We start from the raw sequence: 26,732 nt of genomic DNA, 5'->3' as shown, positions 1-26,732 counted from the left end.
CTCACAGCGTTTCGGGCGATTGCAGGTGTTGCTGGATGGCCGCCAGCAACTGGCCGCCGAGATGGCCATCGCTGGTGCGGTGATCGGCAGCCAGGCTCAGGTTCACGAGCCGGCGGGCGACGATCTGCCCGTCCACCACCCAGGGCCGTTCCACCACCCGGCCAAACCCGATGATGGCGACCTGCGGTGGGTAGATCACGCCCAGCACACTTTCAGCACCGCGGTCGCCCAGGCTGGTCACTGTGACGGTGGGATCGGTCAGTTCCGAACTGCGCAGACCACCCGCTCGGGCGCGCTGCACCAGATCGCGCATGGCTTCCATCAGCTCGGCGGGCGATCGGCCATCGGCGCCGTGGATGGCGGGCGCCACCAGGCCGCCGCCACGCAGAGCGGTGGCCCATCCCACGTGAATCCCGACGCCGGGCCGAAAGACACCGCCTTCACAGAATCCGTTGAACTGCGGCACCTCACGCAGCGCGAGTGCCGTGGCCTTGAGCAGCAACACCGCCGGCAGCAGGCGGTGCACCGGGTCGCGGTCGCGGTTCCAGGCCTGCAGCCAGGCTTGTGCCGCATCGAAATCGACCGTGCTGCTCAGGTAGTAGTGCGGGATCTCGCGCTTGGATCGCGCCATGGCCGACGCGATGGCTTGGCGCATCTGCACCGGGTCGAAGCTTCCCCTGTGTGCGGCCGATGCCGCTGCTGCGGGGGCCGCAACCGACCGGGGCCGCCACCCAGCACGCTCCACATCGCCCAGCACCACCGCGCCATCGGCTCCCGTACCCGACAGCGCATCGGGGTCCAGGCCAATCTGCAGCGCCCGCTGACGGGCTGCCGGGCTGACCTTGCGGCGCGCATTGACCGGTGTGGACTGCCCGGTCCGGGGGGCTGCGGCTTCGCGCCCCAGCGGCGGAGATGCGGGCTGCGCAACGGCTGAGACCGCGGACTTCGAAGCCTTGACCGAAGCTGCAGGCTTCCCGCCCGTCTCCATCACCCGCGCCAGCACCGCACCCACCGGCAAGCGTTCACCCACGGGCGCCAGATCGCCGATCACGCCGTCGAGAAAACACTCCACATCGATCGCGCCTTTGTGCGTTTCCACCACGGCGACCACATCCCCAGGCTTCACGCGGGCACCCGGCTCGACGAGCCACTGCACCACCGTGCCCGTCTCCATGTCGGCACCGAGCGCGGGCATCAGAAAGTCGGCCATGCGCCCTCCCCCGCTTTCACCAGGCTGCGCACGGCGGCCACGATGTCGGGCACCTGCGGCAGGCTGGCCGTTTCCATGTGTTCGGCGTAGGGCACCGGCACCTCGCGGGCACACACGCGGCGCACCGGGGCGTCGAGCTCGTAGAGCGCGTCTTCGGCCAGCCGGGCTGCGATCTCGGCCGAGATCGAGCCGCTCTTCCAGCCCTCGTCCACGATCACGCAGCGGTGCGTTCGGGTGAGCGATTCCATCACGGTGGCGGTGTCCAGCGGGCGCAAGACACGCAGGTCGATCACCTCGGCCTCGATGCCCTCGCTGGCCAGCTGCTGCGCCGCGGCCAGGCATTTGGGCAGGCTGTTGCCATAGGTCACCAGACTGACGTCCTTGCCCGCACGGCGCACGCGTGCGTGCTCGATGTCCACCGCGGTGACCGACGGGTCCAGATCGCCCTCGGCGTTGTAGAGCACGATGTGTTCGAAGATCAGCACCGGGTTGGGGTCGGCCAGTGCGGCGGCGAGCATGTGGCGCGCGTCTTCCACCGTGCCGGGCACCAGCACCTTGAGCCCGGGGATGTGGGCGAACCAGCCCTCCAGGCTGTGCGAATGCTGCGCCGCCAGCTGCCGGCCGGCGCCGGTGGCCATGCGGATCACCAGCGGCACGGCGAACTGCCCGCCCGACATGTGCGGGATGGTGGCGGCGTTGTTCATGATCTGGTCCAGCGCGAGCAGACTGAAGTTGCAGGTCATGATCTCGACGATGGGGCGCAGACCGGCCAGCGCGGCGCCCACACCCGCGCCGACAAATCCCACCTCGGCCAGCGGCGTGTCGACGATGCGCGCGGGGCCGAACTCCTCCAGCAGGCCCTTGGTCACGGCGTAGCAGCCACCGTATTTGCCCACGTCCTCGCCCACCACGAAGCAGCGTGGGTCGGCCAGCAGCGCGTCGCGGATCGCCTGCTTGCAGGCTTCGCGGTAGGTCATCCGGGTCGGTGCGGCGGCGTTCATGTCACGGTCTCCTGCACCACGCGGTCCATCAGCACGAAGCGCTCCAGCTGGTCCACCGGCTCCAGCGTGCCGGCCTCGGCAAACGCCACCGCCGCCTGGAGCTCCGCGGCCACCGCGGCGTCGATCGCCGCCGCCTCGTCCACGGTCAACAGGTGGTTGCCCTCCATCCAGTGGCGCAAGCGCTCGATCGCATCGCGCTGGCGCCAGCCTTCGATCTCGCCCCGTGTGCGGTAGGCCTGGGTGTCGAACATCGAATGCGCGCGGAAGCGGTAGGTGCGGCACTCCAGGAAATACGGCCCGAGGCCGGCGCGCACATGCGCCACGGCGCGCCGCGCGGCGGCGGCCATCTGGACCGGGTCCATCGCATCGACCTGCGCCGAGGCCATGCGGTAGGCGTCGGCCTTGCGGTACACCTCGGTCTGGGACTCCGAATCGGCCAGCGGAACACCCATGGCGTAGAGGTTGTTTTCACACACGAACAGCACCGGCAGCTTCCAGATGGCCGCCAGGTTCATGCTCTCGTGAAAGGCCCCTTCGGCCACCGCGCCCTCGCCAAAGAAACAGGCTGTCACCGCGCCCGGTCGCAGCTGTTTGTCGGCCATGGCAATGCCCACGGCCAGCGGCAGGCCACCGCCGACGATGGCGTTGCCGCCGAAGAAGCGGTGCTCACGGTGAAACAGGTGCATGGAACCGCCGCGCCCGCGGCAACAGCCTTCGACCTTGCCCAGCATCTCGGCCATGAGTGGCGCCATCGGCATGCCGCGAGCCAGCGCATGGCCGTGCTCGCGGTAGGTGGCCAGCACCGCGTCGCGCGGCTCCAGCGCATCCATCACCCCCACGGCCACAGCCTCCTCGCCGTCGTACAGGTGCAGGAAGCCACGGATCTTCTGCGCCTGGTAGAGCTCGACGCACTTGGCTTCAAAGCGCCGGATGCGCAGCATCCCGCGGTACAGGTGGTGCAGGTGGGCGCGGTCGAGGTGAATCTTGTCGGTCATGGCGCACCCTTCTTCTCGTCACTTTCCAGCGTGGACAGATCGCCCTCGGGCAAGCCCAGTTCTCGCGCCTTGAGCAGGCGGCGCATGATCTTGCCGCTGCGGGTCTTGGGCAGGTTGTCTCGAAACTCAATCTGCTTGGGCGCCACCGCCGCGCCCAGCCGTTTGCGCGCATGGCCCAGCAGCTCGCGGCGCAGGGTCTCGCCGGCCTCGAAGCCGGGCTTGAGCGCCACGAAGGCCTTCACCACCTCGCCCGCCATCGGGTCGGGAATGCCGATCACGCCCGCCTCGGCGACCGCCGGGTGTTCCATCAGCGCGCTCTCGACCTCGAACGGTCCGATCAGATGCCCGGCCGACTTGATGACGTCGTCGGCCCGGCCGACGAACCAGTAGTAGCCGTCGGCGTCGCGGTGCGCCAGGTCACCGGTGAGGTACCAGCCGTCGGCGAAACACTTGCGGTAACGCTCGTCCTCGTGCAGGTAGCCGCGCATCATCGACGGCCACGGCGTCTTGAGCGCCAGCTCGCCATCCACATCGGGTGCTTCGATGGGCTCCACATGCCCGTCCGCCAGGCGGCGCACCACCGCGGCAGTGATGCCGGGCAAGGGCTTGCCCATGGAGCCCGGCTTGATGTCCATGGCCGCGTAGTTGGAGACCATGATGCCGCCGGTTTCGGTCTGCCACCAGTTGTCGTGGAACGGCCGGCCGAACGCCTTGAGGCCCCAGACCACGGCCTCGGGGTTGAGCGGCTCGCCCACGCTGGCCATGAAGCGCAACGCCGAGAGGTCAACACCCTGCAGTGCTTCGGCACCCAGCTTCATCATCATGCGGATGGCGGTGGGCGCGGTGTACCAGACGGTGATGCGCTCGCGCTCCAGCACGCCGTACCAGGTCTGCGGATCGAACTCGGCCTCGACCACCACGTTGGTCACGCCACACACCAGCGGCGCGATGATGCCGTAACTGGTTCCGGTGACCCAGCCCGGATCGGCCGTGCACCAGAACACATCGTCGTCGTGCAGGTCCAGCGCGTAGCGGCCCGTCACCACGTGCGCGAGCACGGCCTCGTGCACGTGCACCGCACCCTTGGGGCGGCCGGTGGTGCCGCTGGTGAAGTGCAGCAGGGCCATGGACTCGGGATCGGTGTGCCCGATCGTGTAACGCGTGGACGCAGGCGATACGAGTACACCCCACGGGTGCACGCCGGGCTCGTCAGACGGGGCCGCACCGACCACGATCACATGTTTGAGGCCCGGCAGGCGTTCCCTCACATCGCGGATCTTGCGCTGGTAGAGCTCGGGGGTCGTCACCAGCACGCGGGCGTCACCCATCTCGGCCCGGGTGACGATGGGCTCGGGACCAAAGGCTGAGAACAGTGGCGTCACCACGCAGCGCGCCTTGAGCGCCCCCAGCACCGCCACATACAACTCGGGCAGGCGCCCCATCAACACAAACACCCGCTCGCCGGGCATCACACCCAGGTCGTGCAGCGCGTTGGCGAACTGGTTGGTGGCCTGCGCCAGGTCGGTGTAGGTGAATTCCTGGCGTTCACCGCTCTTGCCGATCCAGCGGATCGCGACCTTGTCGCCGCGGCCGTGCAGCAGGTGCCGGTCCACGGCTTCGTAGGCGATGTTCAGGCCAGCGCCGCCGGGCAGGCCGTCCAGCCAGCGACGGGCGTCATTCCAGCTGAACTGCGCGGCAGTGACCGCGTGGTCCATCAGGTTCGGCGCCGGCCCCCGCGCCGCGGGTTGCTTGTGAATGGTCGCGCTCACCGTGGTCTCCTGGATGCAGAGCAGCCCGTCGCAAGACGCCAAAACGAAAAACCGTCAGCGAACCGGAAAACCTGCGCTGCCTGTGGTGTGGCGGGAGACTACGCTCCCATGTGAAACATCTTGTCCCATCGGGAGCACGGCCCGATTGAGTGCAATCAATGTGAGCGAAGACCGCCGCAATAGCAAGAGCCGATCAGTGAGCGCGGTCGGCGAGGCGCCGCAAAGCCTCCGCCACCGCAGGCACGACACTGACCGCGTTGCTGGCGTGGGGAATGCTGTCGGTGCTCCAGATCTGACCGGCACCGGCTTCGCGGATCAGCCGGACCGCGCCGTCGGCAAACAGCGCGTGCGTGACCGCCACGTCCACCGAAGCCGCGCCCGCCACTTTCAGCAAACGCGCGGCCTGCGCGAGGGTATGACCCGAACTGGCCACGTCGTCCATCAGCACCACGGCGCGTCCGGTGAACGGCAGGTCGGGCAGCTCGATGTCTACCTCCCGGTCGCCATGCCGCAGCTTGCGGCAAACGCCGTGCGCCCAGCCGTGGCGCGCAGCAGCCTGCGCCACCCATTGCAGCGACTCCTCGTCCGGGCCGATCAGCAGCACGTCGGGGCGCTGCGTCGCAATGTGGTCGGCCAGCAGCGGCGCGCCGCTGAGCACGATGGCATCTTTCACGGGTATGGCCTCTTCCAGCGTCGCCACGCGGTGCAGGTGCGGGTCCACCGTGATCACGGCGTCAAACAGACCGGCCAGGAAGCGGCCGATCACGCGCTGGCTCACCGCTTCGCCGGGGTTGAACGCGATGTCCTGCCGCATGTAGGCCAGGTAGGGCGCCACCAGCGTGAGGTGCACGGCGCCGAGCTGGTGCGCGGTGCGCGCGACCAGCAGGATCTCGACCAGCTTCTCGTTCGGCTGGTGCAGGCCGCGCCAGAACACCACGCGCGGTGGCAGGCTCTCGGGCAGGCGCAGGCGCAACTCGCCGTCCGGAAAGCGGTGGCGCTCGATGACCGCCAGCGCCAGACCCACCGCAGCGGCAACCGCCTGGGCGATGGTCTGCTCATCGTCAAAACACAGCAGGCAGCCAGCGGAAAGGTCGGGGTGCATCAGAACTCCACAAACACATGGGGCACCTGGTCGGCGTGCCCGAGGCTGAAACCGTTGAAGCGCAGGCAGGCCTGGCGGGCAAATTCGAGGTCGGCCGGGTAGCTGGCGTGCACGCGGTAGAGCACCTCGCCCGCCTTGACTTCGTCACCCAGCTTGGCGCAAAGGTCCACGCCCGCGCCCTGCACCTTGGGCGCACCGGCCAGCCTTGCGATCTGCGCGATCTGGAGGTTGTCGATCCCGGTCACCACGCCGGCCTGCGCCGCGGTCACTTCGATCGTGAGCGCGCCCAGCGCCGGGTGGTGGTGATCAAAGTCGTGCGAACCCTGGGCCTCGATGATGGCCTGCATCTGCGCCAGCGCGCGACCCGAATCGAGGATGTCGCGCGCGATCCGGAAGCCGTCGCCACCGCGCACGTCGGGGCTGCATTCGATCAGGCGCCCGGCCAGGCGCAGGGATTTCTGCCGCAGGTCGTTCGGTGCATCGGGGTGGTTCTCCAGCACCCGCATCACGTCGCGCGCCTCCAGCACCGGCCCCACCCCCTGCCCCACGGGCTGGCGGCCATCGGTAATCACCACGTCCAGCGACAGGTGCAGGCGCTGCGCCACGTACTCGAACAACCGGCGCAGGCGCTGCGCCTCGGGCATGGAGCGCACCTTGGCCGTGGGGCCGATAGGAATGTCGAGCACCAGGTGGGTGGCGCCAGCCGCGATCTTCTTGGACAGGATGGACGCCACCATCTGCCCGGGCGAGTCGATGTTCAGCGGCCGCTCGACCGAGATCAGCACATCGTCAGCCGGCGACAGGTTGGCCGTGCCGCCCCAGGCCAGACAGCCTTTGTGGGTGCGCACGATTTCCGTCAACCGGTCGAACGGCAGCTCCACCGTCGCCAGCACTTCCATGGTGTCGGCCGTGCCCGCGGGCGAGGTGATGGCGCGCGATGAGGTCTTGGGAAACACCAGCCCGTAGGCCGCCACGATGGGCACCACCAGCATGGACGTGCGGTTGCCCGGGATGCCGCCGATACAGTGTTTGTCCACCACCAGCGGTTCGTGCCAGTCCAGCCGGCGGCCGCTGGCCACCATGGCTTCGGTCAGGAAAAACACCTCTTCGCGGTCCAGCTCGCTGCGGTTGCTGGCGACCACGAAGGCAGTCAGCTCGATCTTGGAATAGCGGTGCTGGGCGATATCACCCACGATGGCGTGGAAATCGGCGCGCGTGAGGCGCTCGCCGTTGATCTTGCGGAACAGCGCCGGGATGGATTCGGCCGGCTCGGCCTGCGACACCGAGGCCGGGTGGCCATCGGGCACATCCAGCTGGGCGAAGGCATCCTCCGACACGCCGAGCTGGTTGCAGCCGACGATGGACGCGTCGTCCACCACGTTGAGCGTGGCCAGAATGCGCTGGCCGTTGGCGCGCACCTCCACCTTGGACAGGGCCTGAAAACCCTCGGCCCGGTAGACCGCGCAGTCGCGGTGAAGGTAGGCGACGTTCTCGCGGTAGGTGTCGATGGCCACGCGGCGCAGCATCAGGCTGCCGCGGCCGGGTATCTCTTGTTCGGGTTGGGCGCTCATGCCCGGCACGATACACCGCCGAAAGCCCGGTGCGATAGCGCACAGCGATCCAACTTCCGTTTTCCATGGCTCCAGAGTGCCACCCCGAGGCATGAAACGGCGCCCTGGGACCCACTTCCCCTCCAGCGCGAAATGCCTTCTTCAAGGATGCGGTGGAACCGGCTTCGCCGGGCCACTCGCATCGCCCCCTGGGGGGTGACGGCCCGCAGGGCCGGCGCGGGGGGAGCCGTGTTCAGCCGACCACCAGCCGCATCCCAGGCATGAACCGCTCGGACTCTGCGCGCCGCTCCAGCGCCAGACGCATGTTCATCTGCGCCACTTCGGTGTGTTCAACCGCAAGCGCCTGTGCGCGCACGCCCTCGCCCAGGCGCAGCGCGTCACACAGCATGTGGTGCTGCCGGTGGGCGTAGAGCATCCAGTCGCGGTCCAGCGCCACCGTGCCCTGCATGGGCAACATGGCCGAGGCGGGAGCGAACGGCAGCTTGTCGTTGAGCGCCACGGCGCGCTGCAACGCCCGGTTGCCACAGGCGTCCAGGATCAGCGCGTGGAACCGGTCGTTCATGGCCGCGTAGGCGGCGTAGCTCTCGATGGTGAGCGGGCTGTCGGCGAGCAGGCGGTCGCCCTCGTCCAGGCAGGCCTGCAGGTCACCCTGCAGTTGGCGCGACACGCCGTGTTCGGCCACCAGGCGCGCCGCCATGCCTTCCAGATGGCCGCGCACGGCGATCGCGTCGGTGACTTCCCGGGCGGTGAACTGGCGCACTAGGTACTTGCCGGTGTCGTTGGCCTCGACCAGCCCTTCCTGCTCCAGCGTGACCAGAGCGGCGCGCACCGGCGTGCGCGATGCCCCCAGGCGCTCGGCCAGTTGTTGCTCCGCCAGTCGCTGGCCGGGCGCGAACTCGCCGCTCAGGATCAGGTCGCGCAGTTGCATCAAAACGGTTTCTTGCAGGCTCATGCCGCAAACTGTACACTGAATCCACAAAACGGGATACCGTTTAACCATCCCCCGCCGAACAGCCCACAGGAGACCCCACATGAAAGCCGAACTGAACCAGCGCATCACCCAGGTCGGGCCGGGCACACCGGGTGGCGAGTTGCTGCGCCGCTACTGGCAACCGGTGGCCCTGCTCGACGAGTTCAACCCCGCGCTGGACCCGGCCATGGGCGTGCGTCCGGTGAAAGCGGTGCGCGTGCTGGGGCAGGACTTCGTGCTGTTCCGGAACGCCCAAGGCGCCTTCGGCCTGCTCGACCGCGACTGCCCGCACCGCGGCGCCGACCTGGCCTTTGGCCGCAACGAGGGCGACGGCCTGCGCTGCCCTTTCCACGGCTGGAAGTTCGACGTGAGCGGCCAGTGCACCGAGACCCCGGCCGAGCCCGCCGGCAGCACGCTGTGCACCCGCATCCAACAACGCAGCTACCCGCTGATCGAAAAGGCCGGCGCGCTGTTCGGCTGGTTCGGCCCAGAAGGCAGCACGCCACCGCCCTTCCCAGCGCTGGACTGCTTCGAAGCGCCCGCCACGCACAGCTTCGTGTTCAAGGGCCTGTGGCACTGCAACTGGCTGCAGGCCTTCGAGGTCGGCATCGACCCGGCGCACGCTTCGTACCTGCACCGCTTCTTCAACGACGCCTCGCTCGAGGGCAGCTACGGCAAACAGTTCCGCGGCGCCAGCGTGGGCGAGGTGGGCGGCGAGCGCTGGCCCATGACCAAGGTGTTGCGCGAATTCGGCCAGCCAGAGATCAGCTTCACGCAGCAGCCCTATGGCCTGCAGCTGACCGCGCTGCGCCCCATGACCGACGCGCTCACCCACGTGCGCATCACCAACGCGGTGTTCCCGCAGACCTTCGTGATCCCGCTCTCCGAGACCATGACGATCACGCAGATGCACGTGCCGGTGGACGACACGCACAACCACTGGTTCGCCTTCTTCACCAGTTTCGACAAACCGGTGGACAAGGACACCATGCGCAATCAGCGCCTGGACGCCGTCACCCTGCCCGACTACATCCCCAAATCCGGGCGCCACAACAACTGGGGGTTCAGCGCCGAAGAGCAGCAGAACCGCACCTACCTCGGCATGGGCGAGGACGACATCAACGTGCACGACCAGTGGGCCTGCGAGAGCATGGGCGCCATCCAGGACCGCACACGCGAACACCTGGGCACCACCGACAAGGTGATCATGGCGAACCGTCGGATGCTGTTGCAGGCCATGGACACCGTGGAACAAGGCGGCACGCCACCCGGCATCGCCGACCCGGCACAACACGCCAGCATCACCGGCCCCGACACGGTGGACGGCATCGCGCCCACCGAAGGCTGGCCAACCTGGTGGCAGGACGCCGTGCGCGCCAAGCGCGCAGGCGCGCCCTGGCAGAACGCCGCCGCGCAAGCCGCGACCGAAACGGCCGGCGCGAAATGAGCCATTTCGCCCAACGCTGCGGGCAGCACGACGCGGCCCGGGAAGCGGCTTGCCAACAAACCGCCCGGCTCATCGAAGCCAGTGGCATCCAGCGCGTGCGCCTGGGCTGGTGCGACGTCCACGGCATGCTGCGCGGCAAGACACTGATGGCGCCCGCGGCCATCAAAGCGCTGCGCGATGGCGTGGGCATGGTCGGCACGATGATGCTCAAGGACACGGCGGACCGCACCGCCTGGAAGGTGTTTGAGCCCGGCGGCACCAGCGATCTGCCCGGCTTTGCCGGCGCGGCCAACCTGATGCTGCTGCCCGATCCGTCGAGCTTCATCGAGTTGCCCTGGAGCAAAGGCACTGGCTGGCTGCGCTGCCAGCCCTGGTTCCAGGACGCCACCCCGGTGGCGCTGGACAGCCGCCGCGTGCTGCAGCAGGCGCTGGCGCGGCTGGCCCAGGCGGGCTACGGCCTCAAGACCGGGCTCGAAGTGGAATTCCACATCTACCGCATTACCGACACCACCCCGCAACTCGACCCCGAACGCGCCGACTGGCCCGGTCTGCCGCCGAGCGTGGAAATGATCCACCCCGGCTACAACCTGCAGTCCGAAGCCATGATCGACATGGCCGACGAGCCGCTGGCCATCGTGATGCACACGGCGCAGGCGCTGGGCCTGCCGTTGCAGTCGCTGGAAATCGAACTCGGCCCCAGCCAGGTGGAAGCCGTGTTCGACGCCACCGACGCGCTCACCGCCGCCGACCAGATGGTGCTGTTCCGCAACGGCGTGCGCCAGGCCCTGCGCCGAGCGGGCTACCACGCCACCTTCATGTGCCGCCCGCCGTTTCCCCACATCATGTCCAGCGGCTGGCACCTGCACCAGTCGCTGGTGGATCTGGCCACCGGCGGCAACGCCTGCGTGCGCGAATCGCCCGCGCCCGGCAGCGGCCGCGCCGACGCGCGCCACACGCTGTCGGACGCCGGTGCCCACTGGCTCGCCGGCCTGCTGGCGCACGCCGAAGGCATGACCGCGCTGTGCACACCCACCGTCAACGGCTTCGGCCGCTTCCGCCCGAACGCGCTGGCCCCCCAGAGCATGATCTGGGGGCAGGACAACCGCGGCGCCATGTTGCGCGTGGTCGGCGGGTCGGGCGACCAGGCCACCCGCATCGAGAACCGCATCGGCGAGCCAGCCGCCAACCCCTACCTGTACATGGCGGCGCAGATCCACGCCGGGCTCGACGGACTGGCCCGCGGCCTCGAACCACCACCCGCCTGCGAGACACCCTACGCCGCCGATCACCCCAAAATCCCCGACACCCTCGGCCACGCACTGGGATGCCTGCGCGCAGACACCGCGCTCATCGCCGGGCTGGGCGCCGATGTCGTGCACCATTTCTGCCGCATCAAACAACAAGAGATCGACCGCCACGCCGACGCCAAGGACAAGACCGACTTCGACCGCCGCGAATACTTCAGCCGAATCTGACACCCCATGATCCACATCCGTTTCATCGCCGCCGACCAGTCGGTACAGGACATCCAGGGCAAACCGGGCCAGAGCATCATGGAAGCCGCCGTCGCCGCCAACGTGAGCGGCATCGCAGCCGACTGCGGCGGCACGCTCACCTGCGCCACCTGCCATGTGATCGTCGATGCTCCCTGGGCAGACCGGCTCCCCGAGCCCGGCAATGACGAACAAGGCATGCTCGAATTCACGGCATCGCCGCGCGCACCCGGCAGCCGGCTGAGCTGCCAGATCGTGCTCACACCGGAACTCGACGGCATCGAACTGCGCCTGCCGGCTTCGCAGTATTGAGCGGGCACCGGTTGCCTATACTGCTGGGCACCCGAACTCACGCCACCCGCTGCCCGCCAGCCGCCAGGAACCCGCCATGAGCTACGTTTTCACCCCGCCGCCCGTCGTCTCCGTGCCCGTGGTCGGCCGCGCCGAACGCTTCCCGGTCCACCGCATCTACTGCGTGGGCCGCAACTACGAAGAACACGCCAAAGAGATGGGCTTCACCGGCCGCGAGCCGCCGTTCTTCTTCCTCAAACCGGCCGACGCCATCGTTGTCGCCGAAGCCGGCAAGACCGCGGTCATTCCCTATCCCACGCTCACGTCCAACCTGCACCACGAGATCGAGCTCGTGGTCGCCATCGGCCAGGGTGGCCGCGGCATCCGTGCCGAAGACGCAGCGAAACACATCTTTGGGTACGCGGTCGGCCTGGACATGACGCGGCGTGACCTGCAGAACGAGATGAAGAAGCAGGGCCGTCCCTGGTGCATCGGCAAGGGCTACGACCAGTCCGCTCCCATCGGCCCCATCACCCCCGCTGCCGAGGCGGGCGACATCGCCAGCGCCGCGATCTGGGTGCAGGTCAACGGCAGCGACCGGCAACGCAGCAACGTGAGCAAACTCATCTGGAACATCGCCGAGACCATCGAACACCTGTCCAATGCCTGGGAGCTGCAGCCGGGCGACCTGATCTACACCGGCACCCCCGAAGGCGTGGCCGCGGTGGTCAAGGGCGACACCATGACCGGTGGGGTGGACGGCCTGACCCCGATCACGGTCAAAGTGACCTGACTGCGGGGCTCGACTCAACCTTATGACGTTTCAACCCCTTGTTTCAAAGAAACACTTTCATCTACTGAACAGTTTTCTAGGGTTGCTGGTGCTCGCCGCCAGCCTTCTCTGGGGCATGAACAATATCGCCCAGAGAATGAAGCTGGACTACCACTCGCCGTACGACGAACACACCCATTTCGATTATTGGTACAAGATCTACCACTGGAACAAGGTCCCGGCCGTCTATGAGCGCATTGACAACCGGTCACTGGAGATCTGGGCCTGCGGAAGCAGCCCTGTTGTCATGCAGGGCATGACCTGCTCACCCAGTGGCAAGATCGAAAGCGATGGCTGGTCCCTCGAAAATACCGCCAGTTCCTACCTGCCGACCTACTACCTCTTGACGGCTTGGCTGTCCAGCGCGGTGAAGGCGTTGGTTCCCGTGGACAACGACTTCCACCTGGCCAAGCTCACGAACATGGTCTGGGGCTTCGTGGGTCTGCTGCTCGTCGCGCTGCTGGCCATGCACCTTGGCGTGCCACCCCTGCTCGCGGCCATGTTGGTCGCTGTCACAGCACAAGCCCCCATCTATGTCTACATGGCCACGGTATTCAACCCCGAGGTCTTTGTGTTGGTCGCCGTGCTTCTCGGGATCTTCGTCTATGTGCGCTTCCTTTACCCATTGAAGAACCAGGCAGTGTTCCTGGCTTGCGCGTCCTTGTTGAGTGCGCTGGTCTTGTCTGTCAAGCCAACCGCCCTGCTGCTCGTGGTGATCCTGGGCGTGTCTGAACTGCTCAGGACACCGCTACCCTGGCGCCAACGCTTGTTGCGTGTGCTGGTCTATGGCCTGTGTACCGTGTTGATCTACGCCGCCATGGTTGCAGCCGTCAACGGCGTGCGAGGAGGAGGACCCAGTGATGGTTCGATGCGGGACATGTTGATCAGACGGCTCGGTGATCGCTCATTTTTCGTCAACATGAACATGGTATATGCCCAGTTCACGCACAGCACCGCCAGCCCGGGCTGGAGAACCCTCGTCGACTGGAACCTGCCCCACGCGTTCATGTACCTTCCCACCTACGTCCTGATCCTGTCCGGGCTGTCATTGATCTACCTGGTGATTGCCCTGTCGAAAGGCATTGCCGTGACCAGACAGGCCGCGCTGTTCGCGGGTTCTGCCATGGCATTCGTTGCGCTCCCGTTGTTTCTCTACATCTACCTCCGGTTGACCCATTTCCCGTTCTTCTTCCAGGCGAGGTACTTCCTGCCCTATCTGGTGACCAGCGCCCTGTTGGGCACCGCGTTCGTCGTGTCGGTGTTCCGGCAGGTCGTCTGGAGGCACCGTTCGCCCGCGCGGCTAGCCGACCATGGGTGAGGCAGAACGATTGCATCGCATGGATCCAGTTTTCCAGACTCCACCAGAGACGGTCAAGATCGCCGCCGTCATCCCGGCCTACAAAGTCAAAGCACAGGTGCTGGATGTGATACGGCGGCTGGGGCCGGAAGTCGACGCCATCTACGTGGTCGATGACGCGTGCCCGCAAGCATCGGGACACCACGTTCAGCAGAATTGCAGCGACCCGCGGGTGAAAGTCATCTTCAACCCGCAGAATCTTGGCGTGGGCGGTGCGACCATGAGCGGATACCAGGCTGCCATTGACGACGGATGCCACATCCTGGTCAAGGTCGATGGCGACGGCCAGATGGCGCCCGAACTGCTGCCGCAATTCGTGGCACCGATTCTGGAGGGCCTGGCCGACTACACCAAAGGCAACCGCTTCTACGATCTGACGAACATCGGTCGCATGCCCGGCATCCGCTTGCTCGGCAATGCCCTGCTTTCATTCATGTCGAAATTCTCCACGGGCTACTGGGACATCTTCGATCCGACCAATGGCTACACCGCCATACATGCCCGGGTCGCGAGCCATCTGCCATTCGACAAGATCAGTCAGCGGTATTTCTTCGAAAGCGACATGCTGTTCCGGCTCAACATCATGCGCTGCGTGGTCATGGACATTCCCATGGACGCCCACTACGCCGACGAGGTCAGCAACCTGCGCATCCGATCCATTCTGGGTGAATTCATGCTCAAGCACCTGCGCAACTTCGGCAAGCGCATCTTCTACAACTACTTCCTCCGCGACCTCTCCGCGGCTTCATTTCACCTGCTGCTGGGTACGTGCCTGACAGTTTTTGGTCTGCTGTTCGGTGCATACCAATGGACCTTGTCCGCCTCCATGCAAGTGGTCAGCTCGGCAGGTACCGTCATGCTGGCCGCATTGCCTTTGCTGCTGGGACTCCAGCTCTTGCTGGCCTTCATCTCCCACGACACCCAGTCGGTGCCCAGGCTGCCCATTCACAAGCGCCTCTACCGATCGGCCCCAACCTTGCGCCAGCCAGAAAGACCTTCACCATGAGGCCAGATGACGGGTCTTCGGCGCCGCCCAGCCATACTTTTCTGGTCCCAGCCTACGGGAACTCCCCTTACCTCAGCGACTGTCTGGAGTCGCTGGTGCGCCAATCCGCACCGTCCGGCATCCTGATCTCCAGCTCCACACCCCATGACGGGCTCTTTGAGCTGGCGAAACGTTTCGGCGCCGAGTGCCATATTCATGGCCCCAACAAGGGCATGGCCCACGACTGGAACGAGGGACTGGCGCAGATCAAGACCGATTGGGTCACCGTCGCTCATCAGGACGACGTGTACCTGCCCGGCTACGCCGAACGGGTCATGCTTGCCGCTCAACAGGCGCACGAACCGTCCATGGTGTTCACCAACTACGCGGAACTCGTCGGCGAGGATGTGCGGGAGCACACCCTTCTGCTGAACATCAAGCAGGTGCTGCTCCTGTTGGGCTTTCTGGGTCGGCGAGAAATTTCCAGCAAGTGGTCAAAAATGAACTGCCTGCGTTTTGGCTGTCCGATCCCGTGCCCCTCGGTCACCTTCCGCACCCGGCCAGGCCAGACCCATTTCGCCGACGGTTACCACGTAAACATGGATTGGGCAGCGTGGATACGCAAAGCCGAAGAGCCCGGCGGGTTTGTCTGGGTCCGGGACACATTGATGCACCATCGCATCCATGCAGAAAGCGGCACGACCGAGGGCATCCATGAAGGCCATCGAACAAGAGAAGACCTGGAAATGCTCTGCCGTCTCTGGCCCCGCCCCCTGGCCCACATCATCGCCAGGACCTATGCCATCGCCTATTCCAGCAACGAAAGCTGAAGCATGCCCACTTTTGTTCTCGTCCTGATCGTCACCTTCGTCACCATCGGCAGCCAGCTGATCTTGAAGCGAGGGGTCGGTGACGTCGTGAGCGTCCTGAAGACCGATGGTCCATTCGCTTTCGTGCTGTCGGCAGCGACCTCCCCGGTGGTCATCGCTGCGCTGGCCCTGCAAGGAATGGGCTATGTGGTCTGGTGGTTTGTCCTGACCCAGGAGCGGCTGTCGGTCGCATTCGCGATATCCGGCTCATTCTTCTACCTGACCATGGCCGCCGTGAGCTGGTATTTCTATGATGAAAAACTGAACATGCCGCAGTGGATCGGACTGACCCTGATCACGGCCGGTGTATTGATGGTCACCCTTTTCAAGGACACATGAGCAATTCCAGCCCCCCGACTGGCGAGGGCCATGCGGTCTATGACCAGTCCTACACGCGCTACCAGGTTCAACGCAGCGCTTTCCGGCGCTTCATTCGCAAAATGTACATCCGGCAGGCCGCTCGGCTTTCTCGGGGGCCGGCCCTGGACTTTGGTTGCGGCATCGGCGAACTGCTGCGGGCACTGCCCGAAGGCTCGCTGGGTGTCGAGTACAACGAGGCCACGGTGCAGTACTGCCAGCAACAGGGACTGGACGTCCGCTGGTACAACGGATTTGCCGATGACTGGACCCTGTCCTCGGTAAACTGGAAAGGTCGGGTCCGCACGCTCTTCCTGAGCCATGTGCTCGAACATTTTGACCAACCCGCCGAGATTCTCCGCAAGCTGCTCCTGGCCACCGAACCCGACATCACACGCGCCGTCATCGGCGTACCGGGACGTGCGGGGTTCAAAATCGATCCCACCCATCGTACGTACGTTGATCTCGATGTCATCCGGAAGGCAATGGGTGATAAGAGCCGTTGGCGACTGGTTCACACGAGTTACTTTCCGTTCAATCTCCGTTGGATCGGCAACGTGTTTGCATACAACGAACTGCATGTGGTCCTGGAGAGATCCTCAAGCACATAGCCGACGCCTTGACCGGCACGCTTTCTGCGGGTTTCACCCGTAGCGGTACCAGGTCTGTAGGCACTATGTTTCACCATCGCCCAAAGCCCTGCTTTGACCGGCATCCTTCTTTCATCACCAGGAGATTCCCCCCCATGATCCAGCGCAGAACCCTGCTCCAGTCCGGCGCGGCCGTGGCCTTCGGCGCCCCGGCGCTCGTCGGCTTTGCCCAGCAAACCGTCACCCTCAAGTTCCACACCTTCATGTCGCCACAGTCCAATGTGTGGCTGAACATGCACAAGGCCTGGATGGACAAGGTCACCAAGGACTCGGGCGGCCGCATCAAGTTCGAGGCCTACCCTGCCATGCAGCTCGGTGGTTCGCCGGTGCAGCTGTACGACCAGGCCAAGGACGGCGTGGTCGACATCGTCTGGACCCTGCCGGGCAACACGCCGGGCCGCTTCCCGCGCATCGAAGTGTTCGAGCTGCCGTTCATGATGAACAACGCCGAAGCCACTTCCAAGGCTTACTGGGAATACGTGCAGACCGTGGCCCAGGACGAGTTCAAGGATGTGCACCCCATCGCCCTGCAGGTGCACGGGCCCGGCATTTTCCACATGCGCGACAAGCAGATCAAGACCGCCGAAGACCTCAAAGGCTCCAAGGTGCGCGGCCCGACCCGCCAGATCACCAAGATGCTCGGCTACCTCGGCGCTTCGCCCGTGGGCATGCCGCTGCCGCAGATTCCCGACGCGCTCTCCAAAGGCGTCATCAACGGCTGCGTGATCCCCTGGGAAGTGGTGCCGGCCGTCAAGGTGCAGGAACTGGCCAAGTTCCACAGCGAGTTTGACCCGGCGGGCGGCGCGCTGTACACCACGACCTTCATCCTGGCCATGAACAAGGCCAAATACAACGCACTGCCCGCCGACCTCAAGGCCGTCATCGACAAGAACTCCGGCATGGAAACCTCGGCCTGGCTGGGCAAGGTGCAGCAGGGTGGCGACGCGCCCGGCCGCGAGTCGGCCGTCAAGCTGGGCAACAGCATCTACACCATCCCCGCCGCCGAAGCGCAGGAATTCAAGCGCAAGGCGCGTCTGGTGGAAGTGGAGTGGATGCAGGACATGGACAAGCGCGGCTTCAACGGCAAACAACTGCTGGACACCGCCAAGTCGCTGATCGCCAAACACGGCAAGACCGCCAAGGGCTGATCGCCTCCTGCGCCGGGTGCCTTGCACCCCTGTGTCTTGAAGGGCTCCGCAAGGGGCCCTTTTTCATTTCCCCTACACTTTGCGACATGCACCGCAGCCCCATCCAACACTGCAGAGAATGCGGCGCCGCCGTCACCTACCGACTGCCCGACGACGGTGACACCAAACCCCGCGCCATCTGCACCGTCTGCCACACCGTCCACTATGAAAACCCGCTCAATGTCGTGGGCACCGTGCCAGTCTGGGGCGAGACGGGTGAATACGTGCTGCTCTGCCTGCGCAACATCGAACCGCGCCGTGGCAAGTGGACCCTGCCCGCCGGCTTCATGGAACTGGGCGAAACCACGGCCGAAGGCGCGCTGCGCGAAACCGACGAAGAGGCCGGCGCGCAGATCGAGCTGGGCGAGCTCTTCACGCTCATGAACGTGGCGCGCGTGGGCCAGGTGCACCTGTACTACCGCGCCCGCCTGCTCAGCAAACAATTCAACCCCGGCTTCGAGACCATCGAGGCCCGGCTGTTCACCGAAGACCAGATCCCCTGGGACGAGATCGCGTTCCGCACCGTCCGGGAAACGCTGGAACACTACTTCGCCGACCGACGGCGCGGGCAGTTCGGCTTCCACGCCTTCGACATCGCCTGAGGGCTGACGTCGCTGGCGATGGAGGGCTGGTCAGGAGCGCCGCCGCAGTGGCGCCAGCAGATCGCTCAGGCCGTTGTGGTCGATCTCGTGCATCAGCTGCAGCAGGCGGCCGATGTCCCCCTTCGGGAAGCCCTCGCGCGCAAACCAGTTCAGGTAGTTGCCCGGCAGGTCGGCGATGGGCGTGCCCTTGTGTTTTCCGAAGGGCATCTCGGTTGTGATCAGGCGTTCCAGGTCCTCAGCCTTCATCGCTCAGCGCCTCCACCGTCCAGCCAGGCCCGCACCGCGGTGTGGAACAGGGCGGGCTTCTGAAACATCAGCCAGTGCCCGGCGTCAAAGCCCTTCACCTGGCTGCCCGGCGTGGTGCCCAGGGCCGCGAGCCAGCGCGGTGAATGGAACATGAAGGGCTTGCGCCGGCCGAAACAGAACAGCGTGGGGATCTGCGGGCCGAACACCTTGTCCACCCGCGCCACGCCGCGCAAGCCGCCATAAGAACCGAACCACTGCATGGCGTAGGGGTAGTTCATCTGCCAGCCCATGCGCTCCGGCGGCGTGCGACAGCCGATGGTGCGCGCCATGAAGCGCGTCATGCGGTCGGCCAGGCCCGGCAGCCAGCGACCCAGCTTCCAGGCCACAGCCAGCCAGAGCTGGTAACCCGCGATCATCAGCTTCTCTTTGGTTTTGAGCGACTTGAGGTAGGCGCCCGAATTGGTGTCGCCGATGTCGGTGCCCACCACGCGCGCCACGCGTTGCGGGTGGCGTGCCGCGTATTCGTAGCCGAAGAAACAGCCCCAGTCGTGCAGCAGCAGCGTCACCGGCTCGTCCGGGCTCACCGCGTCCACCACGGCGCCCACCAGTTCGCACATCTCATTCACCGACACAGGACGCGGCGGCTTCGCGAGGTCAAAGCCCGGCAGCGAGAAGCGTACGCAGCGGTAGCCATCGCTCAGCGCCCGCACCGCGCCGTCCCACAGCGCCAGCGTGTCGGGCCAGCCGTGCAGCATCACCACCGTGGGGCCGTGGCCCTCGATCTGCACCGTCAGTCCCTGCACATCGAGGGTTGGGGTCATGGCTTGATATCCGTCAAATGAAGTGGCGGCGATGGTAGCGCGCGCAAGGGCCAGGCGGTGTCTTGCACGATACTCCCCGGCCATGCACCGAACCATCTTCACCACCCCGGTGATCAACACCCTGCTGCGCGGCTTTTCGCTGGCTTTCCTGAAAATGACCGGCTGGACAGTCGAAGGCAGCCTGCCGCCGCAGGCGACCCGGAGCGTGTTCATCGCAGCGCCCCACACCAGCAACTGGGACCTGCCTTACACCCTCATGGTCGCCTTCGCCCTGCGCCTGAACCCCTACTGGATGGGCAAGCAGAGCATCTTCAAAGCCCCGTTTGGCGGCCTGATGCGCTGGCTCGGCGGCATCCCGGTGAACCGCGCGCAATCCAGCAACCTGGTGGCCGCCTCGGCCCAGGCCATTGCCGGGGCCGACGGACCGCTGCAACTCATCGTGCCGCCCGAAGGCACGCGCAGCAAGACGCGCTACTGGAAGACCGGCTTCTACTACATCGCCCAGACGGCCCAGGTGCCTATCGTCATGGCCTACATGGACTACGCCACCAAACGCAGTGGCCTGGGCCCGCTGTTCCAGCCCACTGGCGACATCGCGGCCGACATGGCCGCGATCAAGGCGTTTTACGCGCCGTTCAAGGGCAAGAACGCGGCGCAGTTTGAGGCCGAGCCGATCGAGTAAGCCTGCGGTTCGGCCAGCCGCGTCGCCCCAGCGGTCGTGCCGCTCCTGCCGGTCGTTCGTCACATCCAGACGCACGCCGTCCGGGTCGATGAAAGGCGTGGGCCGGCTATTTCATTTTTGACTTGAGCTGGATCGTCTCACCCGCCACCATGAAGCGGCCACGCCCGCGGTGGTGCAAGGTGCGCGCTTCCTTGTGCGCCGGGTCCATCCAGGCCTTCACCACCTCCAGCACAAACAGGCCGTACTTCGCCACCATGCCCGTGTCCACCACGCGGCACTCCAGGCTGGCAAAACACTCCTTGATCAACGGTGCACCCACCACTTTGGCCGGCACCGGCGTGAGCCCGAAGCGCTCGAACTTGTCCACGTTGCGGCCCGATGAATTGCCACACGCCACCACCTGCTCCGCGATCTCCACCGAGGGGATGTTGATCACGCACTCGCGCGACGCCTTGAGCAAACCATACGAGTGGTTGCGCGGGCTGACCACGCAGCCCACCAGCGGCGGCTCGAACTCCAGCATCAGGTGCCAGGACTGCACCATCACATCCGTCTGCCCGCCGCTCGCCGTGGTCAGCAGCACCACCGGGCCGGGTTCAAGCAGGGTGTAGGCCTTGGCGAGCGGGAACGATCTTTTGGCCATGTGTGGGCTCCCGTTGCGCAGATTCAAGACGCCGCGCCGAACGCCTCGTGGAAGAGCACCGTGCCGCGCGGCAAGGCGTCGGTGAACGGCAGCACCATGAAATATTCCGGCGGAATGTCCGGGTAGACCAGTTGCGCCTCATTGCGAAAACCGAAGCGCCGGTAGTAGCCCGGTTCGCCCACCAGCATGATGCCCGCCGCACCCTGCTCTCGCAGCGCCTGCAGCGCCGCCCGCATCAGCGCCGAACCGATGCCTTTTCCCTGGTGTTCAGGCAACACCGAAATCGGCCCCAGCCCATGCCAGCCCGGCGTGCCGTCGGCAATGACCACGGGCGAGGTCGCCACATGCCCGACCAGTTCGCCACCCTGCTCCGCCACCAGCGACACGCTCAGCGCCCCGGCGCGGCGCAGCGCGTTGACGATGAAGGCCTCGGTTTGGCTGGTGTGGGGTGCGTTCAGGAAGGCGGCCGTGGTGAGGGCCGCGATGGCGTCTGCATCGGCGGGCGTTTCGGGCCGGATCATGGTGCGGAGCCGGTCAGGGTGTTTGGGTTGTTGGCACTGAAGAAGTGGGAGTCAACAGATCAAACCGCTGCGCCCAACCGCCCCACCCCCTCTTCAATCTTCTCCACCCCCACCGTCGCAAACGAGAGGCGCAGGGTCGCGTGGTCGGGGTTCGTGGCGTAGAACGGTGCGCCGGGCACGAAGGCCACGCCTTTTTCAATCGCGCGTTTGGCCAGCTCGCCACCGTCGGCCACCTTGCCGCCCGCGCCCGTGAGGCGGGCCCAGACGAACAGCCCGCCCTGCGGTTGCACGAACTCGATGGCGTCGCCCAGCTCGCGGCGCAGGGCATTGCCCATGGTGGTGGCGCGTTCGGCGTACACGGCGCGCACCTTGGCCAGCGTGGCGGGCATGCGGCCGGCTTTCAGGTACTGCGCGGCGGTGGCCTGGGCGAAGGTGCTGGTGTGCGCATCGCTGAACTGTTTGCACATGGTGGCCTTGGCCAGCAGCTCGGCGGCGCCGATCATCCAGCCCACGCGCAGGCCGGGGCTCAGCACCTTGCTCAGCGAACCGCAGTGCACCAGCAGCTCGCGGCTGCCGGGCACGCTGGCGCTGAGCGCGAGCAGGCTGGGCGGTGGCGCTTCGCCGAAGTAGAGATCACCGTACGGATCGTCTTCCACGATCAGCGTGTTGTGCTTCACCGCCATTTCCAGCACGCGCTGGCGCCGCTCCAGGCTGAGCATGGCGCCGCTGGGGTTGCCGAAGGTAGGGATGAGGTAGACGAATTTGGGCTTGTGTTCTTCGATCAGCTTTTCCAGCTCATCGGTCTTCACGCCGTTGCCGTCCACCGGTGCGCTGATGAGCTGCGCGCCGTAAAGGCGGAAGCACTGGATGGTGGCGAGGAAGGTCGGGCCTTCGACGATGACCTTGTCGCCGGGGGACACGAGGGTCTTGCCCAGCAGGTCCAGCGCCTGCTGGCTGCCGGTGGTGACGATGAGGTCGTTGGCCGTCACACCCTGGTTGCCCTTGCTGGTCATGAACGCAGCGAGCTGTTCGCGCAGCGGGTTGTAACCCTCGGTAGCACCGTATTGCAGGGCGCCACCCGGTTCTTCGGTCAGTGCGGTGTTGACGGCTTCGCGGATGCCGTCCACGTCGAACATGGCGCTGTCGGGAAAGCCGCCGGCAAAGCTGATGATGCCGGGCTTGCCCAGCAGCTTGAAGAGTTCGCGGATGGCGGAGGTTTCGACGTTGTTCAGGCGGTCGGCAAATTGCATTGGCATGGCGTGTGGCTCATTGGCGAAAACGAAAGCTTGGAAGATAGCAGACGCCGCCACGGCACCCCCTGAAGCCGGGCTTTCCCGTGGGCTCATTTCCGTCGTTTTTGGCGCGCATTTTTGGTGCCACCCAGCCCCGTTTCGTCCTCCGTTTGAGGCATGCCGGATACACCGATTTGTGGCGCAATGCGGTCCAGAAGAACCAGCGTTGAGGCCACGAATTTCACCGGTTGGACAAGGGATCGGGCGACACAAAGTGTCACAACATCCGGCCGATGAACTTCGTAGCCTCTCGAACCTGAAGCACACCGCTGGCTTCACCAGGCGCCACGAGGCGCACTCCGGGCCCCCCATCAACACAGCCTTCAAGGAGCGTCCACCATGCCTTCAGCCCTCACCTATCCTGGGGTTTACGTCGAAGAGGTTCCCAGTGGTGTGCGCACCATCACCGGTGTCGCCACGTCCATCACGGCCTTCATCGGCCGCTCCTCGCGCGGCCCCGTCAACCGGGCGGTGCGGGTACAAAGTTTTACAGAGTACGCGCGCATCTTCGGTGGCCTCTGGCGCGACAGCACCATGAGCTACGCGGTGAACCACTTCTTTCAGCACGGCGGGGCCGACGCGCTGATCGTGCGGGTTTTCAACGGCAACATCGCGACCAACACGGCCACCATCACCCTGCCCGCGGGCGCCGGCAGTCTGGTGCTGGAGGCCGCCAGTCCGGGCCTGTGGGGCCAGGCCTTGCGGGCGCGGGTCGATCACCTCACCCGCAACCCCGCCGACACGCTGCTCTTCAACCTCACGGTCGAAGAGCTCGACCGGGTGGGCGGCAGCCAGGTGGTGGCCGCGGAGAGCTTTCGCAACGTCTCGGTCTCGCCGTTGAGCCCGCGCTTCGTCAACACCGTGCTCAACGAACAGTCGGCCCTGGTGAGGGTGCGCGCCTCCGCGCCGCAGAACGCCAGCCCGAACGATCCCGCCAACCCGGCTTTGCCCAACGTGGTGGCCGCGGGCGCAGCGAACGCCGATGGCGCGGCGATCACCGACGCCCAGCTCGTGCCCACCAACGCCACGGCGATCGCCAACCGCGAGGGCATGTACGCGCTGGAGGCGGCCGACCTGTTCAATCTGCTGTGCCTGCCGCCGCTGACCCACGAGGCCGACGTGGCCACCGCCACCTGGGCCCTGGCCGCCACCTACTGCCAGGATCGGCGCGCGATGCTGATCATCGACGCGCCCGCCGCCTGGACCGCCAACGCCGCCACCGCCATCAGCACCGCCCAGACTGGCGTGAGCGGCCTGCGCACGACGGTGGGCAACGACGACGCGCGCAATGCCGCGGTGTACTTTCCGCGCCTGCGCATGGCCGATCCGCTGAGCGAAAACCGCCTCGCCGAGTTCGCGCCCGGTGGTGCGGTCGCGGGCATCATCGCGCGCACCGACGTGCAGCGTGGCATCTGGAAGGCCCCCGCGGGCCTGGACGCCTCGTTCTCCGGTGTGCAGGGCTTCAGCTACACCATGACCGATGGCCAGAACGGCCTGCTCAACCCGCTGGGGCTGAACTGTCTGCGCAGCTTCCCGGTCACGGGCAACCTGGTGTGGGGCGCGCGCACGCTGGCCGGCGCCGACCAGCTCGCCTCCGAGTGGAAATACCTGCCGGTGCGGCGCTTCGCGCTGTTCCTCGAAGAAAGCCTGTACCGCGGCAGCCAGTGGGTGGTGTTTGAGCCCAACGACGAACCGCTGTGGGCGCAGATCCGGCTCAACGTGGGCGCCTTCATGCAGAACCTGTTCCGCCAGGGCGCGTTTCAGGGCCGCAGCCCGCGCGAGGCCTACTTCGTCAAGTGCGACCGCGAGACCACGACGCAGAACGACATCAACCTCGGCATCGTGAACATTCTGGTCGGGTTCGCGCCGTTGAAACCGGCCGAATTCGTGGTGCTCAAGATCCAGCAGATGGCCGGTCAGGTCGAAGTCTAGGGCCCGATCACACCATTTTTGGAAGATACGTTGCGGATCAACAGGCCCTAAGGAGAACCGTCATGGCTCAGTTCAGTGTCAATGCACAGCGTTTCGACCCCTACAAGAACTTCAAATTCCGCGTCAAGTGGGATGGCCGCTACGTCGCGGGCATCAGCAAGGTGGGCGCGCTCAAGCGCAGCACCGCGTTGGTCGAGCACCGCGAGGGCGGCGACCCTTCGGTCACGCGCAAGTCGCCCGGGCGCACCAAGTTCGAGGCGATCAGCCTGGAGCGCGGCGTGACGCACGACCTGGAGTTCGAGCGCTGGGCCAACAAGGTCTGGAACTTCGGCTCCGGCCTGGGCGCCGAAGTCTCGCTGCAAGACTTCCGCAAGGACCTGATCATCGAGGTCTACAACGAGGCCGGCCAGCTCGTCCTGGCCTACAAGGTGTTCCGTTGCTGGGTCTCGGAATACCAGGCACTGCCCGATCTGGACGCCAACGCCAACGCGGTGGCCATCCAGTCGATCAAGCTGGAGAACGAGGGCTGGGAGCGTGACTTTGACGTCACCGAGCCGACCGAACCGCGCTTCACCGAACCGGCCTGAAGCCCGTCATGCGCACGCTCGACGAAGCCGGGCTGCTCAGTCTCTGGGAACGCGGCCAGGACCGCCATCCCATTGACCGGGCCTTGCTGCTCTGCGCCTGGGCGCGGCCCGACGTGGCGCCCGAGCGCTTCGCGCAGCTGCCTCTGGGGGTGGTCAACACCGGGCTGTTGCGCATGCGCGCTGCGCTGTTCGGCGCGCGCGTCGAGGTGCAGCTGGACTGCGAACACTGCGGTGAACACCTGGAGCTCGCGCTGGACATCAACCCCTTGCTGGCCGACGCCACGGCACAGGACGAACGCGCGGACGTCGAGTTGCAGGGATTCCGGTTCCGCGTGCCCCACAGCCGCGATCTCGCGGCCCTGGCCCATGAAACCGACGCCCAGACAGCCGCGCTGCACTTGCTGGAGCGCTGCTGTGTGGTGCGCCCCGATGGCCCCACTGCGCTGGCCGACGTCTTGAGCGAGGCGGAAGAACAGCTCGAAGCCGCCGACCCCCTGGCCGACCTGAGGCTGGGCGTGGCCTGCGAGACCTGCGGCCAGACGACCCAGGCTTCGCTCGACGCTGGCAGCCTGGTGTGGGACGACGTGCGCCACCACGCCAGGGGCCTGCTGGGCCAGGTGCACAGCCTGGCGCAGGCCTATGGCTGGACCGAAGGCGAGGTGCTCGCGCTCAGCCCGGCCCGGCGCGCCGCGTATCTGGACCTGCTCAGGGTCTGAGGCTCACCACACGACGAGGCAGACCATGACCGGATTCCTGCAACGTCTCGCCCAACGGGCCAACGGCTCGGCCCGCACGGTGCGCGCTGCGTCGGGCATGCGGTTCGCGCCCGAGCCGATTGAGCACGGCGCGCCGATGCAGCAAGACGCCCCGGCCCCCAAGGCCCGCACACCGTTTGAGCCAGCCGGCTCGACCACCGGCACGCCCCCGGGCGCTAGCCCCGGCCGTTCTCCCGAACCGGTGTTCGCACCCGCCGATGCACGGCGCCAAAGGGCTGCAGAAACACCCCGGCGCGGCCAGACCGCCGCAACGGCATCGGCCCCCGCCCCGCTGCAGGAACCCGCCGACGATACTGCAGCCGCACCCTCCCCGGCGCGGGCGGCACGTGCAAAAGCTTCGATGACCACCCCACGCCCACCCCACCCTGTGGACGAGGCTCCAGCGGCCCGCAGCGCGAACCCGGCCACCAGCGAACCCGCCCCCCCGAGGTCGGACGCTCCCCTGGCAACCGCATCACCCTCCACCTGGCCTCAGGTCGAGCCGCTGCTCGCGCCCACGATCCGCGTGCGCTGGCCCGCCAGCGCCGCGTTGCCGCCCCTGGCC

Annotated in this window: 27 protein-coding genes and 1 pseudogene; 16 read left to right on the top strand and 12 right to left on the bottom strand. The window is 66.3% G+C overall.

The window, feature by feature from the left end:
• Position 1 precedes the first annotated feature (1 nt).
• The 7 genes from F3K02_RS04650 to F3K02_RS04620 all read right to left on the bottom strand — a co-directional run bounded on the left by F3K02_RS04650 (position 2) and on the right by F3K02_RS04620 (position 8,600).
• Entirely contained in the window at positions 2–1,210 is a 1,209-nt protein-coding gene (locus F3K02_RS04650; RefSeq protein WP_177133811.1) for a dihydrolipoamide acetyltransferase family protein, read from the bottom strand.
• Positions 1,195–2,211, bottom strand: a complete 1,017-nt coding sequence (locus tag F3K02_RS04645; protein ID WP_177133809.1) for an alpha-ketoacid dehydrogenase subunit beta — start codon at positions 2,209–2,211, stop codon at positions 1,195–1,197. Before F3K02_RS04645 ends, F3K02_RS04650 begins: the two co-directional genes overlap by 16 nt.
• Positions 2,208–3,206 carry a pyruvate dehydrogenase (acetyl-transferring) E1 component subunit alpha gene (gene pdhA / locus F3K02_RS04640; RefSeq protein ID WP_177133807.1) on the bottom strand — a complete coding sequence of 333 codons (999 nt, stop codon included), beginning with the start codon at positions 3,204–3,206 and terminating at the stop codon, positions 2,208–2,210. Before pdhA ends, F3K02_RS04645 begins: the two co-directional genes overlap by 4 nt.
• On the bottom strand, positions 3,203–4,975 hold the full coding sequence (gene acsA, locus F3K02_RS04635; RefSeq protein ID WP_343066991.1) for an acetate--CoA ligase: 1,773 nt from the start codon (positions 4,973–4,975) through the stop codon (positions 3,203–3,205). The genes pdhA and acsA overlap by 4 nt, the downstream gene beginning before the upstream one ends.
• A 193-nt stretch (positions 4,976–5,168) precedes the next feature.
• Complete coding sequence (locus F3K02_RS04630) at positions 5,169–6,077, bottom strand: ribose-phosphate diphosphokinase (protein WP_177133805.1); 909 nt, start codon at positions 6,075–6,077, stop codon at positions 5,169–5,171.
• Positions 6,077–7,648, bottom strand: a complete 1,572-nt coding sequence (locus tag F3K02_RS04625; protein WP_177133803.1) for a thymidine phosphorylase family protein — start codon at positions 7,646–7,648, stop codon at positions 6,077–6,079. Before F3K02_RS04625 ends, F3K02_RS04630 begins: the two co-directional genes overlap by 1 nt.
• A 232-nt stretch (positions 7,649–7,880) precedes the next feature.
• Positions 7,881–8,600: a GntR family transcriptional regulator gene (locus F3K02_RS04620; RefSeq protein WP_177133802.1), complete on the bottom strand. Its 720-nt coding sequence runs from the start codon at positions 8,598–8,600 to the stop codon at positions 7,881–7,883.
• Positions 8,601–8,679: 79 nt separating this feature from the next.
• Here F3K02_RS04620 and F3K02_RS04615 point away from each other — a divergent pair, with 79 nt between their 5' ends.
• The 11 genes from F3K02_RS04615 to F3K02_RS04565 all read left to right on the top strand — a co-directional run bounded on the left by F3K02_RS04615 (position 8,680) and on the right by F3K02_RS04565 (position 18,688).
• Entirely contained in the window at positions 8,680–10,065 is a 1,386-nt protein-coding gene (locus tag F3K02_RS04615; RefSeq protein ID WP_177133799.1) for a Rieske 2Fe-2S domain-containing protein, read from the top strand.
• On the top strand, positions 10,062–11,540 hold the full coding sequence (locus F3K02_RS04610; RefSeq protein ID WP_177133797.1) for a glutamine synthetase family protein: 1,479 nt from the start codon (positions 10,062–10,064) through the stop codon (positions 11,538–11,540). Before F3K02_RS04615 ends, F3K02_RS04610 begins: the two co-directional genes overlap by 4 nt.
• Before the next feature lie 6 nt (positions 11,541–11,546).
• Entirely contained in the window at positions 11,547–11,870 is a 324-nt protein-coding gene (locus tag F3K02_RS04605) for a 2Fe-2S iron-sulfur cluster-binding protein (RefSeq protein WP_177133795.1), read from the top strand.
• A gap of 76 nt (positions 11,871–11,946) precedes the next feature.
• Positions 11,947–12,642, top strand: coding sequence for a fumarylacetoacetate hydrolase family protein (locus F3K02_RS04600; protein ID WP_177133793.1), 696 nt, complete (start codon positions 11,947–11,949; stop codon positions 12,640–12,642).
• 22 nt (positions 12,643–12,664) lie between these two features.
• On the top strand, positions 12,665–13,999 hold the full coding sequence (locus F3K02_RS04595) for a glycosyltransferase family protein (protein WP_218179353.1): 1,335 nt from the start codon (positions 12,665–12,667) through the stop codon (positions 13,997–13,999).
• Positions 13,992–15,044, top strand: a complete 1,053-nt coding sequence (locus tag F3K02_RS04590) for a glycosyltransferase family 2 protein (RefSeq protein WP_343066990.1) — start codon at positions 13,992–13,994, stop codon at positions 15,042–15,044. The genes F3K02_RS04595 and F3K02_RS04590 overlap by 8 nt, the downstream gene beginning before the upstream one ends.
• Positions 15,041–15,853, top strand: a complete 813-nt coding sequence (locus tag F3K02_RS04585; RefSeq protein ID WP_177133789.1) for a glycosyltransferase family A protein — start codon at positions 15,041–15,043, stop codon at positions 15,851–15,853. The genes F3K02_RS04590 and F3K02_RS04585 overlap by 4 nt, the downstream gene beginning before the upstream one ends.
• A gap of 3 nt (positions 15,854–15,856) precedes the next feature.
• Positions 15,857–16,231 carry a DMT family transporter gene (locus F3K02_RS04580; RefSeq protein WP_177133787.1) on the top strand — a complete coding sequence of 125 codons (375 nt, stop codon included), beginning with the start codon at positions 15,857–15,859 and terminating at the stop codon, positions 16,229–16,231.
• Positions 16,228–16,860 (top strand): class I SAM-dependent methyltransferase, encoded by a 633-nt coding sequence (locus F3K02_RS04575; protein ID WP_177133785.1) that lies wholly within the window; start codon positions 16,228–16,230, stop codon positions 16,858–16,860. Before F3K02_RS04580 ends, F3K02_RS04575 begins: the two co-directional genes overlap by 4 nt.
• Positions 16,861–16,994: 134 nt before the next feature.
• A complete protein-coding gene (locus F3K02_RS04570; RefSeq protein ID WP_177133783.1) occupies positions 16,995–18,047 on the top strand; it encodes a TRAP transporter substrate-binding protein in 1,053 nt (350 codons plus the stop codon).
• Between the two features lie 86 nt (positions 18,048–18,133).
• On the top strand, positions 18,134–18,688 hold the full coding sequence (locus tag F3K02_RS04565) for an NUDIX hydrolase (RefSeq protein WP_177133782.1): 555 nt from the start codon (positions 18,134–18,136) through the stop codon (positions 18,686–18,688).
• Between the two features lie 30 nt (positions 18,689–18,718).
• Here the strand turns inward: F3K02_RS04565 and F3K02_RS04560 are convergent, their stop codons facing one another.
• Together F3K02_RS04560 and F3K02_RS04555 are read right to left on the bottom strand one after the other, a co-directional pair.
• A complete protein-coding gene (locus tag F3K02_RS04560) occupies positions 18,719–18,934 on the bottom strand; it encodes a DUF3820 family protein (RefSeq protein ID WP_177133780.1) in 216 nt (71 codons plus the stop codon).
• Positions 18,931–19,755 carry an alpha/beta fold hydrolase gene (locus tag F3K02_RS04555; protein ID WP_177133778.1) on the bottom strand — a complete coding sequence of 275 codons (825 nt, stop codon included), beginning with the start codon at positions 19,753–19,755 and terminating at the stop codon, positions 18,931–18,933. Before F3K02_RS04555 ends, F3K02_RS04560 begins: the two co-directional genes overlap by 4 nt.
• Before the next feature lie 82 nt (positions 19,756–19,837).
• Between F3K02_RS04555 and F3K02_RS04550 the strand changes: the two genes are divergently transcribed.
• Positions 19,838–20,437 carry a lysophospholipid acyltransferase family protein gene (locus F3K02_RS04550; RefSeq protein WP_177133776.1) on the top strand — a complete coding sequence of 200 codons (600 nt, stop codon included), beginning with the start codon at positions 19,838–19,840 and terminating at the stop codon, positions 20,435–20,437.
• A gap of 106 nt (positions 20,438–20,543) precedes the next feature.
• Here the strand turns inward: F3K02_RS04550 and F3K02_RS04545 are convergent, their stop codons facing one another.
• Genes F3K02_RS04545 through F3K02_RS04535 form a run of 3 tightly spaced genes read right to left on the bottom strand, consistent with a single transcriptional unit; the run spans position 20,544 to position 22,851 of the window.
• Positions 20,544–21,080 (bottom strand): flavin reductase family protein, encoded by a 537-nt coding sequence (locus F3K02_RS04545; protein WP_177133775.1) that lies wholly within the window; start codon positions 21,078–21,080, stop codon positions 20,544–20,546.
• Between the two features lie 23 nt (positions 21,081–21,103).
• Positions 21,104–21,601, bottom strand: coding sequence for a GNAT family N-acetyltransferase (locus F3K02_RS04540; RefSeq protein ID WP_177133773.1), 498 nt, complete (start codon positions 21,599–21,601; stop codon positions 21,104–21,106).
• A 59-nt stretch (positions 21,602–21,660) separates the two neighbouring features.
• On the bottom strand, positions 21,661–22,851 hold the full coding sequence (locus F3K02_RS04535; RefSeq protein WP_177135384.1) for an aminotransferase-like domain-containing protein: 1,191 nt from the start codon (positions 22,849–22,851) through the stop codon (positions 21,661–21,663).
• A 381-nt stretch (positions 22,852–23,232) separates the two neighbouring features.
• Here F3K02_RS04535 and F3K02_RS04530 point away from each other — a divergent pair, with 381 nt between their 5' ends.
• From F3K02_RS04530 to F3K02_RS04515, 4 genes and pseudogenes are all read left to right on the top strand, one after another.
• Positions 23,233–24,825 (top strand): phage tail sheath family protein, encoded by a 1,593-nt coding sequence (locus F3K02_RS04530; RefSeq protein ID WP_177133771.1) that lies wholly within the window; start codon positions 23,233–23,235, stop codon positions 24,823–24,825.
• Positions 24,826–24,887: 62 nt separating this feature from the next.
• Positions 24,888–25,412 carry a phage tail protein gene (locus F3K02_RS04525; RefSeq protein ID WP_177133769.1) on the top strand — a complete coding sequence of 175 codons (525 nt, stop codon included), beginning with the start codon at positions 24,888–24,890 and terminating at the stop codon, positions 25,410–25,412.
• Between the two features lie 8 nt (positions 25,413–25,420).
• A complete protein-coding gene (locus tag F3K02_RS04520) occupies positions 25,421–26,128 on the top strand; it encodes a hypothetical protein (protein ID WP_177133767.1) in 708 nt (235 codons plus the stop codon).
• Between the two features lie 25 nt (positions 26,129–26,153).
• Positions 26,154–26,732, top strand: a pseudogene (locus tag F3K02_RS04515) (hypothetical protein); the annotation flags it as partial.

It is taken from the genome of Hydrogenophaga aromaticivorans (genome assembly GCF_013387465.1).
GTDB lineage: Bacteria > Pseudomonadota > Gammaproteobacteria > Burkholderiales > Burkholderiaceae_C > Hydrogenophaga > Hydrogenophaga aromaticivorans.
The sequence above is the reverse complement of the archived record's forward strand: the minus strand, read 5'-3'. Positions and strand labels throughout refer to the sequence as shown.